The sequence below is a fragment of the Mycolicibacterium vulneris genome (assembly GCF_002104765.1).
Taxonomy (GTDB): Bacteria; Actinomycetota; Actinomycetes; order Mycobacteriales; family Mycobacteriaceae; genus Mycobacterium; species Mycobacterium vulneris.
In genome coordinates this window covers 1-14,237 of the sequence record NZ_NCXM01000002.1, presented here as the reverse complement: position 1 = coordinate 14,237, position 14,237 = coordinate 1, and the positions used below count along the sequence as shown (strand labels likewise).

The window sequence follows — 14,237 nt, the reverse complement described above, 5'->3', positions numbered from 1 at the left end:
CGGTCAGGCCTTGGCGATGCTCACCCGCACGCCGTCGCCGATCTCAACGCCACCGGCCGGATCGCCGAACTCGAAACTGGTGGCCAGGATCTCGCCCGCGATGAGGTCGCGGTGGGTGCGCGCCCAGTCGGCCCGCTCGCCGGGCACGGCCATCACCACCGAAATCCGGTCGGACACATCCAGACCCGTCGACTTGCGCAGCTCCTGCAGCTCGCGGATCCGGTCCTTGGCCCAGCCTTCGGCCTCGAGTTCCGGGGTCACCGTGCCGTCCAGCACCACCAGCCCCGCCCCGTCGGGCAGCGCCGCAGTGAATTCCGGGTCGGCCGCGACCAGCCGTGAGCTGTATTCCTCGGGTTGCAGCACCGCGGGCCCGGCGGTCAGGGTCCCGTCCGGATTGACGACGCCCTCCCCCGCCTTGACCGCCTTGATCGCCGCCTGCACGTCCTTGCCCAGCCGCGGCCCGGCCACCCGCGCGTTGACGGTGAGCTCGAAGCGGCCGTAGGTGTCGATCGCATCGGTCAGCTCGACGCTCTTGACGTTCAGCTCATCGGCGATCAGGTCGGCGAAGGGCTCCAGCCGCTGCGGATTCTCCACCGCCACTGTGAGTTTCGGCAGCGGCAGCCGCACCCGCAGCTTCTTGGCCTTGCGCAACGAGGACGCAGCCGAGCAGACCGCGCGGACCTGATCCATCGCGGCGACCAGGTCGGGGTCGGCGGGAACGTCGCCGGCCTGCGGCCAATCGGTGAGGTGCACCGACCGCTGCGAAGTCAGGCCGCGCCAAACGATTTCGGTCACCGACGGAAGCAGCGGCGCGGCCAGCCGCGCCGTCACCTCCAGCACGGTGTGCAAGGTGTCGATGGCGTCGACGTCTTCTTCCCAGAACCGTGAACGCGACCGTCGCACATACCAGTTCGTCAGCGCGTCGGTGAACTGGCGCAGCTGCTCGCAGGCCCGCGAGATATCACAGGTGTCCATCTCGTGGGTCAGGTCGTCGCGCAGCTCGGCGAGCTTGGCCAGGATGTAGCGGTCCAGCACCTGCGTCGAATCGGTGCGCCAGGTACCGACTTTGGGCGCATAGAGGGCCAGGAAGCTGTAGGCGTTCCAGAACGGCAGCAGCACCTGGCGCACACCCTCGCGGATGCCCTGCTCGGTGACGATGAGATTGCCCCCGCGCAGGATCGGCGAGGCCATCAGGAACCAGCGCATGGCGTCGGAGCCGTCGCGGTCGAACACCTCGCTGACATCGGGATAGTTGCGCAGCGACTTGCTCATCTTCTGGCCGTCGGATCCCAGCACGATGCCATGTGCCACACAGGTTTTGAAGGCGGGACGATCGAACAGCGCGGTGGCCAGCACGTGCAGGGTGTAGAACCAGCCGCGGGTCTGCCCGATGTACTCGACGATGAAGTCGCCGGGGTAATGACCGTCGAACCACTCGGAGTTCTCGAACGGGAAGTGCACCTGGGCGTAAGGCATCGATCCCGAGTCGAACCACACGTCGAGCACGTCGGGGATGCGGCGCATTGTGCTGGCCCCGGTCGGGTCGTCGGGGTTGGGCCGGGTCAGCTCGTCGATGTAGGGCCGGTGCAGGTTGGTGGGCCGCACCCCGAAGTCGCGTTCGAGTTCGTCGAGGCTGCCGTAGGCGTCGACCCGCGGGTAGGCGGGGTCGTCGGACTTCCATACCGGAATCGGGGTGCCCCAGTAGCGGTTTCGTGAGATCGACCAGTCGCGCGCGCCCTGCAGCCACTTGCCGAACTGGCCGTCCTTGACATGCTCGGGGTACCAGGTGATCTGCTGGTTGAGCTCGACCATCCGGTCCCGGAATTCGGTGACCGCGACGAACCACGAGGACACCGCCCGATAGATCAGCGGGTTGCGGCAGCGCCAGCAGTGCGGGTAGGGGTGCTCGTAGGTTTCGTGGCGCAGCAGCACCGCGCCGTTGGCCGCGGCGGGACCGCTGCCGTTCTTCAGGTCGCGGATGATGTGCGGGTTGGCGTCAAAGACGTGCTGTCCCTGGTAATCCGGGACCGTGGCGTCGAAGCGCCCCTTGGAATCGACGGGCGTGACCGGGGTGATGCCGACCTTGTCGGTGGTGGCCATGTCGTCCTCGCCGTAGGCCGGCGCCATGTGCACGATGCCGGTACCGTCCTCGGTGGTGACGAACTCACCGGGCAGCACCTGAAACGCGTTGGCCGTATCCATGAAGTACGGGAACGGCGGCAGGTAGCGGGTGCCGAGCAGGTCGGCGCCGCGATAGGTGGCCAAAATCGCGGGCGCATCTCCTTTTTCGAAGCCCAATTCGCGCGCGTACGCGGCCAGCCGCGGCTCCGCGAGGACGAAACGCTTGCCCTCGGCCTCGACCTCGACGTAGGTCACGTCGGGGTTGACGGCGACGGCCAGGTTGGACGGCAGGGTCCACGGCGTCGTCGTCCACACCAACAAATAAGCGCCGTCCAAGTCACCGCCGGTGACTTTGAATCCCACGGTCAGCGCGGGGTCCTGGCGGCTCTGGTACACGTCGTCGTCCATCCGCAATTCGTGGTTGGACAGCGGGGTTTCGTCGCGCCAGCAGTAGGGCAACACCCGGTAGCCCTCGTATGCCAGGCCCTTGTCCCAGAGCTGTTTGAACGCCCAGATCACCGACTCCATGTAGGGCAGGTCCAGCGTCTTGTAGTCGTTGTCGAAGTCGACCCAGCGGGCCTGGCGGGTGACGTAGGCCTGCCACTCGTCGGTGTAGCGCAGCACCGAGGCGCGGCAGGCGTCGTTGAACGCTGCGATGCCCATGTCGTCGATCTGCGATTTGTCGGTGATGCCCAGCTGGCGCTCGACTTCGAGTTCGGCCGGCAGCCCGTGGGTGTCCCAGCCGAAGCGGCGCTCAACCTTGTAGCCGCGCATGGTGCGGTAGCGCGGGACGATGTCCTTGACGTAGCCGGTGAGCAGGTGCCCGTAGTGCGGCAGCCCGTTGGCGAACGGCGGCCCGTCGTAGAACACGTATTCCGGCGCGCCGTCACGGCGGGCGATGCTGGCCCGGAAGGTGTCGTCGCGGGCCCAATAGTCCAGCACCTCGAGCTCGAGCGCCGGGAAGTCGGGCGCTCCGCCGGCCGGCTTGGGGTAGGCCCGGACGGAGCCCACCGGCTGAGCCTCGAGGTCAGCTTCGGGGCCGGGTGTGTCGGTCACGATGCGCGTTGTCTCCTGTGCCACGGTGCAAACCGGGGACGACGACGCGCGGGCTGCGCGAGCGCCGCGGTACCACCCCGCTTGCCGCGCTTTCGCGTGGCCGCTCGATGACGGCTGTGACGGGCCTACCCGTTCGGTTCTACTGAGCCGGGACGGCTGTTCTTCCGAAGGCTCCCCGGTGATGGCCGGATCGACGCCAGTAGATCGATTCTACGAAGACCCGCAAATCCGGGTGCACTCCAAGGGGTCGCCAAGGCGCAGAACTAGGTTTGCGGCCAGGCGACCCCTTGGAGCCACGGTTGTTCGACGTCCATCGAAGTTCGGCTTTCAGGCCCGGACTTCGAGGACGCCAACCCGCCACAGCGCGGCGTACACGTGACGCAGCGGGACGCTCAGCAGGCGGGCGGCGCCGTCGACCAGTGGGTCGCCCCCGGCGCCGAACGGTGCGCTGTCGGACCGGCGGCGGCCCTTGGCCACGGGAGCCTGGGCGGGAGCCGGGATCGTGTCGGTGTCGCGCACCACGGTCAGCGTGGGGGTGGGAGCTACGGTGAGCACTTCGTCGTAGAAAGCTGCGGTCATCATCGCCTCCTAAAGGGGAGATCCAACGGGGACTGACTGGACTGACGTGTCCCATCCCGTGTGATCTCAGAACGCTTGGGCGATAACCACTCAGCGTTGCGACGTCTCAGCCGAGAAAGTCGCGCCGGAGCCCGGATCGGGACGAAACACAGTTCGGACTTCGGTCCGGACTGTCGCTATCGCTAGAACTCATGTGTCCCTCACCTCCTCGCGGTCACGACGCATGCGCGGGTCGCATGCAATCTATGCGCAGCAAGGGAGCAGAACCCGACGACCGTCGGAGCCGCACCCCTCTCGTCGTAGCTTCGGCACCACACGACGTGTCCTGGCCCGGGAAAACAATCCGAGCCGGAAGCCACCTGGGCTCAACCCTTAAGCCGGGAGGAGCTGTCCTGACCCGGGGCGTCTTTCGACGTTCGGGGTCAGTGGCCTGTATTCGTGTAGACGCCTCACCTAACGAGGTGCTTACTCGACCGATGATGCACGACGACTATGACGCGGTCAAATCCCCGGACAGCGTGTCGGAGATTCTGTACGCATTCATTAGGGGCGCACACAGCATTCGGCCAGGTTCACGGCGCTGAGCTGGGGATGCGCCCGACGGCCGTCAAGAATCCGTCAATTCCGCGCGGTTGGCCCGGCCGCCGCGAATCACTTCTCGACCAGGCCCTCGAGCCGGCCGATGGTGTCGATGAACTCCTCGACCATGTCCAGCACCACCGAACGGGTCGGACGGACCCGGTCGAGCGAGCCCACCACCTGCCCGACGAAGTAGGTGGCCAGCTCACGCGCCTTGGCGCCCTGATGGGCGGCGGCCTGGTTGATGCGCACCTGCGGCTCGGTGATCAGCGCGGTCTGCAACGGCATGCCCAGAGGATCCGGGTTTTCCGGCCGCTCCCACTCGTCGGTCCAGGCCGTGCGCAGCATCCGCGCCGGCTTGCCCGTCATCGAGCGCGACCGCACCGTGTCCGACGAGCTGGCGGCCAGGAATTTCTCCTTGACCACGGGCGCCGTCTCGGCCTCCTCGGTGGTCAGCCACACCGAGCCGCACCACACGCCCTCGGCACCCAGGGCCAGCGCCGCGGCGATCTGACGACCGCGGGCGATTCCGCCGGCGGCGAGCACGGGCACCGGCGCCACGGCATCGACGACCTCGGGCACCAGGACCATGGTCGCCACCTCGCCGGTGTGCCCGCCCGCCTCGGTGCCTTGCGCGACGATCAGGTCGACGCCCGCGGCAGCGTGCCGTTGCGCGTGCCGGGTGGTGCCGGCCAGCGCGGCCACCAGCACGTCCCGGTCGTGCGCGCGTTCGACGAGGTCCGCCGGAGGCGGGCCGAGCGCGCTGGCGATCAGCCGGATGTTGTTGGAGAAGGCCACGTCCAGCAGCGGCTCGTAAGTCTTGGGCGAGATGTTCAGGCCACCCAGCGATGCGCGCGGCTGCTCGGCGGTCGCGGTGACGCCGTAGCGGGCCAGCAGGTCGTCGACGAACGCGCGATGTTCCTCGGGCAGCAGGGTGCGGGCCTGCGTGGTGTCGATGCCGCCTTCCTCGGCACCGACGTATTTGGGCGGCAGCAGCAGGTCGACTCCGTAGGGCTTGCCCCCGGTCTGTTCCTCGATCCAGGTCAGCTCGCTCTGCAGGCGCTTGGGGCTGTGCGCGGTGGCGCCCAGGATCCCGAAACCGCCCGCATTGGTCACCGCCGCCACCACGTCGCGGCAGTGGCTGAAGGCGCAGATCGGGAATTCGACTCCGAGCATCTCGGCGACCCTGGTTCTCATCGCCCGACGCTAAGAGTTATCGACTGCTAAGTCAATCGGCCAGGGCGCGTGGGCAACTCATGTGTGCGCGCCGGCGCTAGGGCCGATGGGGGCGACCCGCTTCGCCCGGCTGCGCCGCGCTCGCGATCGCCCCTAAGACCGGGGAGACCGGCCGTCCGGCGGCCAGCTCGACACGCCCTCCTCCAGCGGCACCTCGAGGCTCTGCAGGATCGACGCGACCATCCGCCAGGCGCCGATCACCGTCACCAGCTCGACGAGAATCGTTGTGTCGAACTGGAATTCGCGCTCACATGCCGCCCAGCTCGCGGCGCTCACCGCGCCGTCGCGGACCACGTCGTCGGTGGCGGCGAGCACGGCCCGCTCGATGGACCCAAACCCCGCGTGGTTCGGCCAATCCCGCACGCCCAGCAGATCGTCGGCCGGCACGCCGAGCCGGGACGCCACCCGCCAGTGCTGTGTCCATTCGTAATCACAGGAGGTGAGCCAGCCGATCCGCATGATCACCAGCTCGCGCAGCCGCGAGTCGAGGGTCCCGTGCCAGAGCATGGTGGCGAGCAGGTCGTTGATGCCGCGCGCCAGTGGCGGATGATTGAGGAGCACCTGGAAGATGCTGAGCTCGGCCATGTAGTTGGGGACGGCCGCTTCGTCGGCGGCGGCCCTGGCTTCGTCGAGTGGCAGTCGAGGCAGGCGCGCTGTTGTCATCGGATGAGCACTCCTCCGTGCTGGCGGGACCATCGCGTTCTACGGTCATGGTAGTCAGCGGAATGGTCTCGATGATCAGCTCGGCATAGGCTCGCCGACGTAGTCGCCGAATGACCACAAGTTGTCTTCGGGATCGCGGACGGCGAATTCGGTTGCACCGTAATAGGTTCTGCCGAGCGGGCGAACGATTTCCGCCTCGTGTGAGAGCACCCGTCCGTAGAGGGCAGCCGGGATCTGCGACCGCGGCGAGGTCGACCCCGGCCGTTCCGACGTGCCGACGCCGCGATCCTGGCCGTCGCGTGCTGGAATCGCATGCACCATCAACACCGTCTTTGGGGATCTGCCAACCTCCCGCTGGAACAGCGCGGTCATCCATCTGGCGCTCACCCCGACGCGATCTGCCAACGCGTTCACAGGAATTCGCCCTGAGGGTGGAGTGCGTTCCGCGGAGCGAACGGGTGTCGAGATTGCCGCTGGGTGTCAGCGGCAGCGCATTTGGCGGGACCACCGCCGACGGGGAGCACATAGGTGGGGAGCCGCTGACCCAGCCGGGCCCGAATGTCGGCCGGGTCAGTGGCTCCGGTCACAAGACGAGACGCTTCTCGCCGGCACCCTCGTCACGAACAACCACCACCGCCTGCCCCCACGCCAAACCGCTTGACTGGTGCGGCTCCCGCAGTCGCTCAGGCCGACGCCCGGCCCGCTTCTGGCTTCGAAATAGTCCTGGCTGCGTACTTATCTCCCGCGTGCGTGGGGCAGTAATACCGGTCGCCGTCGATGACGGTCCACCCCAGTAACTGCAGGGCCGGCCGTGACGGTGACCCATGGGATGTCCTGATGGTTCTCGCGCATCGTTCGCATCGCACTTCGGTCATGGGTGCTTCACCTCGTTCTGCTGCACGTTGGGCCAGCAGGCATCCTCGTCGACACCGTTTGCCGTGGGCGTCCGGTTGATCAGGCCGGATGCCGGGTCGGCAAAGACTGACCGCAATCTTCGTTGCTCCTTGTCGTTGGCCGGGACGACGAAATTGGGAGGTGTGCCGTCACCGAACGGTCGACGCTTACCCACTCCGAAGACCCCGTTGTCAACATGGGTGCAACAGTTGGCAACGTTAGTAGAGAACCACCCCGTAGGTCCAGGGTTATTCAAACTTAATGTGCTGTGAATTACCCAAAACAATAGATCGCGACTCAACGCTGGGCCTTGATGCATACCGTTAGTACTGGTTAAGATCGTGACAGCAACAGGCGGTATGGCGTGGTTCGGGGGGGTTTCGGCATTGGTCGCCACGCATTGCGGCATTGACCGTGATCGCCCAGTTATAGATCGCCAGATCCCCGCCGGCAGTGGCCGGCCACCAAAGCGAATTGCGCATTACTCGAAAGCGGCGTGGCCCGGGTGGACCACGCCGCTTTCGAGCTCCTCAAAGGGATTACAGCAAACCGAGCAGTTGCAGGTCGGTGACGTATTTGAGGATCACCGACGCGCTGACATTAGGGATGTCGTTGTCGGAACCGACTTTCGCTTCCTGCACCGCGGCGCGGAAGCGATCCGTCGGCGCGAAGGCACCCCGGGCCGGCTCGGCGGGCTGCAGGCTCTTCGGATCCCGCAGCAGCAATGTCAACATCTGCAGGACCGAGTTCTGCCGCTGACGTTCCGGCAGGCCGCGCAGGCCGGTCTCGAAGCGCCGCAGCCACTCGCCGAAGTCGCCGACGCGCTCGATCGGGTAGCCGGCTTCGATCAGCCAGTCGACGTATTCGTCGAGCCCGATGCCGTCGTCGTGCGGGTTCATCACGTGGTACGTCTCGAACCCGTCCATCACCTGGGCGCCCAGTTTGGCGATGGCCTCGGCGACGAACTCGACGGGCAGGCCGTCGAAGTGCGCGTTCTGCCGGTTGCCGTCGGCGTCCAGCTGGTAGAAGGACTTGGGCGCGGTGCCGGTGGCCACGATGCTCAGGATCATCCGGGTGAAGATGTCCGCCACGTTGAGCTGACCGGCGTAGGTGGTGTCGGCCAGGATCATGTCGGAGCGGAACACCGAGACCGGCAGCCCGCACAGGTCGTTGGCCTCGCGCAGCAGGACCTCCCCCGCCCACTTGCTGTTGCCGTACCCGTTGGCGTAGCCGCCGTCGATGACGCGCCGGGCGCTGATGACCCGGATGTCGCCGTCCTCGGTGAACTCCGCCGGGTCGATCTGGCGGCCCACGTCCGAAGTCGACACGTACGCGTACGGCTTCTTCTTCGTGGTGAGCGCCAACCGGATCAGCTCCGCGGTGCCCCCGACGTTGGGGGTGAACAGCTCGTTGTAGGGCAGGACACCGTTGACGACGGCCGCCGAGTCGACGATCAGGTCGACGGTGTCGGCCAGCCGCTGCCAAGTCTCCTCGTCCAAGCCGAGGTTGGCCTGTCCCTTGTCACCGGCGACCACCTGCAGGTGCTCCTCGGCCAGTTCCTGAAAGTGCTGCAGCAGTTCCGGGTCACCGCTGTCGAAGGTCTTCTCCAGACGGCGCCACGCGTCCTCGTCGGACTTGGCACGCACCAGGCAGATCAGCTTGCCGTCGACCTGTTCCAGCTGCTCGAGCCATTCCAGTGCCAGGTAGCGACCCAGGAAACCGGTCGCCCCCGTCAGCAGGACCGTCCGGACCTCGGCGCTCGGGCCGGGCAGCGTCGGCGCGGTCGACAGCGTCGTCGCGTCGATGAACTTGTCCAGCGTGAGGTCGCGGGCGAACACCTCCTTGGCGTCGGCGCCGTGCACCGCCGCGAAGCCGGGTCCCGCGGCGCCCTCGGTGTCGGCACCGCTGGTGATCCGGTGCGCCAGCGCGCGGACCGACTGCGATTCGAACAGGGTGCGCACCGACAGTGCGCCGTCGACGGCGGTATTGATCTCGGCGATCACTCGCATCGCGGACAGCGAATCCCCGCCCAGCTCGAAGAAGGAGTCCTCTACCGAGACCCGCTCCATGCCGAGGACGCGGGCGAAGATGTCGGCGACGATCTCCTCGGTCGGGTCGGCCGGCGCGACGTACTCGCCACCCCGCTTCTGGTACTCCGGTGCGGGCAGGGCGCGCTTGTCCAGCTTGCCGTTGACGGTCAGCGGCAGCGCGTCCAACACCACCACCGCGGCCGGCACCATGTAGGCCGGCAGCCGGTCAGCGAGCTGGATGCGGATCCCGACCGGGTCGGCGGTTCCGGTGATGTAACCGACCAGGCGCTTGTCACCGGGACGGTCCTCGCGGGCGATCACCGCGGCCTGCTCGACTCCGTCCAGTCCGGCGAGAGCCGACTGCACCTCACCGAGCTCGATGCGGTAGCCGCGCAGCTTGACCTGCTCGTCGGCCCGCCCCAGGTACTCGAGCTGACCGTCCCGGCCCCATCGGACCAGGTCGCCCGTGCGGTACATCCGCGCACCCGGGCTGCCGAACGGGCAGGCGACGAAGCGCCCCGCCGTCAGACCAGGCCGGCGCGAATAACCCGTGGCAACACCGTGACCGGCGATGTACAACTCGCCGACGACACCCTCGGGTGTCGGGCGCAGCCACCGGTCCAGCACGAACAGCGCGGCGCGCGGCACCGGCGAACCGATCGGCGCCGATCCCGTTCCGCTCTGCAGCGGCGCGCTCATCGCCGCGTACACCGTGCCCTCGGTCGGGCCGTACGCGTTGATCATCACGCGTCCCGGCGCCCACCGGTCGACAACCTCGACCGGGCAGGCCTCACCGGCCACCACCAGCGCCGTCGACTCCAGGCCCTCGGGCGAGAGCATTCCCACCGCCGACGGGGTCTGGCTCAACACGGTGACCCCTTCGGAGACCAGCAGCGCGTGCAGGTCGTGGGGCGAAGCCGCCACCGACTCGGGCACCACCACCAGGCGGCCGCCGTGCAGCAGCGCGCCCCAGATCTCGTGCACCGACACGTCGAACACCAGTGAGTGCCACTGCGCCCACACGCCCGCCTCCGGCAGGTCGGCGTGCAGCGTCTCCAGCAGCTGCGCGACGTTCTCGTGGGTGACCGCCACGCCCTTGGGCACACCGGTGGTTCCCGAGGTGTAGATGACGTAGGCGATGTTGTCCGACGACGGGATCGGCAGCGCCGTGCTGGGCTGGGAGGCCAGCGCCGGGTCGTCGACGTCGATGACCGTCGGGCTGCAGCCGTCCAGCCGTCCGCGCAGGGCCGCGGTGGTGACCACGGCGACCGGCTCGGCGTCGGCGAGCAGGAATTCGATCCGCGCGGCCGGCAGCGCGGGGTCGATCGGCAGGTAGGCCGCCCCGGTCTTGAGCGCCGCCAGGATCGCGACGATCGCGTCGGCAGAGCGGGAGAACAGCAGCGCGACCCGCTCGCCCGGACCGGCGCCCTGTTCGATCAGCAGGCGCGCCATCCGGTTGGCGGCCTCGTCGAGCTCGCGATACGTCATCGAGCGGCCGTCGAAGGTCAGCGCCGCCGCGTCCGGGGTGCTGGCCACCTGCGCGGCGAACATGGCCGGGATGGACTTGCCGGTCGCCGGCTGGCTCAACACCACGCGGTTGCCGTGCTCGTCCAGCCGCGCGTGCTCGTGCTCGTCGACGACGTCCAGCGACATCAGCCGTCGGGTCGGGTCGGCCGTCATCTCCGACAGCACCCGCTGGAACCGCTCGGTCAGCTTCTCGATGCCGGCCGAGTCGAACACGTCGGTGTCGAATTCGACGCGCAGGCCCAGCTCGCGGCCCGGAAGCGCCATCACCGACAGCGGGTAGTGGTTGTACTCCCGGTTGGTGACATCGGTGATGGCCAACTCGTGGAAGCCCAACGGCACGCTGGTGTCGATCGGGTAGTTCTCGTACAGGAACAAGGTGTCGAACAGCGCATCGTGACCGGTCACGTGGTGGATGTCGCTCAGCGCCAGGTGCTCGTGTTCGAGGGTGTCGTTGTGGTGCTGCTGCAGCTGCTCCAGCACGTCGGCGACGGTGGTCTCCGATGTGATGCTGGCCCGCACCGGCACGGTGTTGATCAGCAGACCCACCATGGACTCGGCGCCGATCAGGTCGGCCGGCCGGCCCGACACCGCGGTACCGAACGCGACGTCATGCTGGCCGGTCAGGCGCATCAGCAGCTGCGCCCAGGCGGCCTGCAGCACGGTGTTGACGGTGGTGTGGCACGAGCGGGCCAGCTCGCCCAGGGCGAGCGTGGTCTCCGCGGACAGCCGGTAGGACTCCACGGCCCGCCGGCCGAGCCGCATCCGCCCCGCCGGGCCCACCAGGGTGGGCGTTTCGAACCCGTCGAGGACCTGGCGCCACGCCGCTTGCGCGGCGGTGCGGTCCTGTCCGGCCAGCCACGTCAGGTAGCTGCGGTAGGTCGCCGGCGCGGGCAACTGGTCGCCGTAGTAGTTGGCGAGGATTTCGCGCAGCAGGATGGGCAGCGACCAGCCATCCATCACGATGTGGTGGTTGGTGAGGACGAACCGGTACCTGTTGTCCGCGGTGCGGATCAGCGCGGCCCGGAATGCCGGACGGTTGGCCAGGTCGCTCACCGCGGCGCGCTCGGCGGCGCACAGCTCCTCGACCCGCTGCTCGGGGTCGAGATCCTCGGGGCCCAACTGGATGTACCGCCACGCCATGACCGGGTCGGCCGGGATGACCTGGACGGGCTCACCGAACTGCGGGCAGAAGCGGGCCGCCAGGTTCGGGTGGCGGTTGACCACGGTGTGGACGGCGTCGTGCAGCCGGTGCGAGTCCAGCTCACCGGTCACGGTGATACCGAGCTGTACGGCATAGACGTCGTCGCCCGGGTCCTGCGCGAAGCTGGCGTGGAACAGCAGCCCCTGCTGCAGCGGGGTCAGCGGCAGGATGTCGGCGATCTGGTGCTGCTTGCTCAGCTCGTCGATCTGCGGCTGGTTCAGGCGCGCGGGCGCGATGTCCGACGGGGTCAACCCGCCGCCGCCGCCCTGCACGTGGGCGCAGATGCCGGTCAGCGCCTCGAACCACAGCTGGCTGAGCCGGCTGATCTGCTCGCGGTCCATCGCGGAGGCCGCCCACGTCCAGTTGGCGTGCAGGTGGGGACCTTCTTCGGTGTCCATGGTGCCGGCGTTGAGGTCGACGGTGTGCATTAACGGCATCGCCACCGCCGCGGCCGCGCCGCTCAGCGACAGGCTGTCGGGGCTCAACCGCCACAGCTCACCGGGCAGGTCGGCGGCCGCACCCAGCCGTCCGAGGTAGTTGAACCCGATCACGGGGTCGGATCCACCCAGATCGATGTCGGGGTTCAGGTAGCGCAGCAGGCCGTAGGTCAAGCCGTCCGGCAGGGCGCGCAGCTGCTCCTTGGTGGTCTTGATCGCCGCGCCCAGCGCGTCGTCGCCGGCGACCACGTTCGCCCAGTCCAGGCCGTCGACGGTCAGCGACACCGGGTACTTGGTGGTGAACCAGCCCACGGTGCGGGACAGGTCGACGTGCGGGCCGAGCTCTTCCTGACGACCGTGGCCCTCGACGTCGATGCCGATCGGCGTTGCGCTGCCGAGGAATTCCGTCCAGGCCATCCCGAACGCGATCAGCAGGATGTCCTGCACCCCGGCGTGGAACGCCGCGGGCACCTCGCCCAGCAGCAGGCGGGTCGTCTCGACATCCAGCGACACCGACAACTGCTCGGCGGTCTGGTAGGTGTCCTCCATGGGGCGCACCGCCGGCAGCACGGCCGGGGTCGCGACCACCTCGCGCCACGCGTCGGCCTGCTCGACCACTGCCGGGCTCTGCGCGTGCTCGGCCAGCAGCGAAGACCACCGGGCGAACGAGGTGCCACCCGCGGGCAGCGCCACCGGCTGGCCGCTGTGGTGCTGCGCCCACGCGATGTTGAGGTCCTCGATCAGGGTCCGCCACGACACGCCGTCCACGGCCACGTGGTGGATGATCAACGCCAATTGGCTTGTCTCGCTTGCCCAGACCGCGCTCACCATCACGCCGGCGCCCGGGTTCAGCCGGGATCGGGCGGCCACCAGGGTCGCGTCGGACAGCTGGTCGACCGACTGCAGGCAGTCGGCGGCCTGCACGCTGCCCGGTTCGGGCGCCTGCAACGACCAGCCGCCTTTGCCGTCGTCCTCCACGCGCAGCCGCAGCATGGGGTGACGGTCGAGCAAGGCCTGCAGCACGACCAGGACGTCCTCGGAGGTGACGCCCGTGGGTGCGGCCAGCACCATGGTTTGGTTGAAGTCGTCGATCGGGCCCTGCACGGTTTGCAGCCAATGCATGATCGGGGTGGCCAGCACCGGCCCGATCCCCTCGTCGACCACGGCGTCCTCGCCGGCGCCGTCGGTGGCCACCCGGGCCAGCCGGGCGACGGTCTGCTCGACGAACACGTCGCGCGGGCGGCACATCACCCCGGCCGCGCGGGCCCGGGCCACAACCTGCATCGACAGGATGCTGTCGCCACCGAGGTCGAAGAACGAGTCGTCCACGCCGACCCGCTCGACGCCGAGCACCTGGGCGTAGATGCCGGCCAGGATCTCCTCGGTGTGGTTGCCGGGCGCGCGGTATTGGCCGCCGCGCTTGTGGTACTCGGGCGCGGGCAGGGCGCGCTTGTCCAGCTTGCCGTTGACCGTCAGCGGCAGGGCCTCCAGCACGACGACCGCGGCCGGGACCATGTAGGCCGGCAGCCGCTTGCCCAGCTGGGTGCGTAGCTCGGTCGGGTCGGCGGTACCGGTGATGTAACCCACCAGACGCTTGTCGCCGGGGCGGTCCTCGCGGGCGATCACGGCCGCCTGCTCGACGCCCTCCAGCGAGGCGAGGGCCGACTGGATCTCGCCGAGCTCGATGCGATACCCACGGATCTTCACCTGCTCGTCGGCGCGGCCCAGGTACTGCAGCTGCCCGTCGGCGCCCCAGCGGACCAGGTCACCGGTGCGATACATCCGCGCGCCCGGCCCACCGAACGGGCAGGCCACGAAGCGCGACGCCGTCAGTCCGGCCCGGCGGGCATACCCGGTGGCGACGCCACGGCCGGCCACATACAACTCGCCGACCACGCCTTCCGGCGCGGGCCG

6 protein-coding genes, 2 pseudogenes and 1 riboswitch are annotated in these 14,237 nt (G+C 68.5%); all 8 genes and pseudogenes read right to left on the bottom strand.

Annotation, left to right across the window (positions count from 1 at the left end):
- Nucleotides 1-3: 3 nt before the first annotated feature.
- Nucleotides 4-3,132: an isoleucine--tRNA ligase gene (gene ileS, locus B8W69_RS02030; RefSeq protein WP_085288556.1), complete on the bottom strand. Its 3,129-nt coding sequence runs from the start codon at nucleotides 3,130-3,132 to the stop codon at nucleotides 4-6.
- A gap of 372 nt (nucleotides 3,133-3,504) precedes the next feature.
- Nucleotides 3,505-3,756, bottom strand: coding sequence for an Rv1535 family protein (locus B8W69_RS02025; RefSeq protein ID WP_085288555.1), 252 nt, complete (start codon nucleotides 3,754-3,756; stop codon nucleotides 3,505-3,507).
- 282 nt (nucleotides 3,757-4,038) lie between these two features.
- Nucleotides 4,039-4,224: riboswitch (M-box (ykoK) riboswitch) on the bottom strand.
- 183 nt (nucleotides 4,225-4,407) lie between these two features.
- Nucleotides 4,408-5,532: an NAD(P)H-dependent flavin oxidoreductase gene (locus B8W69_RS02020; protein WP_085288344.1), complete on the bottom strand. Its 1,125-nt coding sequence runs from the start codon at nucleotides 5,530-5,532 to the stop codon at nucleotides 4,408-4,410.
- A gap of 132 nt (nucleotides 5,533-5,664) precedes the next feature.
- Complete coding sequence (locus tag B8W69_RS02015) at nucleotides 5,665-6,234, bottom strand: carboxymuconolactone decarboxylase family protein (RefSeq protein WP_085288343.1); 570 nt, start codon at nucleotides 6,232-6,234, stop codon at nucleotides 5,665-5,667.
- A gap of 75 nt (nucleotides 6,235-6,309) precedes the next feature.
- Nucleotides 6,310-6,465: pseudogene (locus tag B8W69_RS31920) on the bottom strand (VOC family protein); the annotation flags it as partial.
- A 4-nt stretch (nucleotides 6,466-6,469) separates the two neighbouring features.
- Nucleotides 6,470-6,660, bottom strand: a pseudogene (locus B8W69_RS02005) (helix-turn-helix transcriptional regulator); the annotation flags it as partial.
- Between the two features lie 445 nt (nucleotides 6,661-7,105).
- A complete protein-coding gene (locus tag B8W69_RS31030; protein ID WP_085288342.1) occupies nucleotides 7,106-7,303 on the bottom strand; it encodes a hypothetical protein in 198 nt (65 codons plus the stop codon).
- A 364-nt stretch (nucleotides 7,304-7,667) separates the two neighbouring features.
- The coding region (locus B8W69_RS01995) for a non-ribosomal peptide synthetase (RefSeq protein ID WP_085288341.1) at nucleotides 7,668-14,237 on the bottom strand (6,570 nt) is incomplete at its 5' end.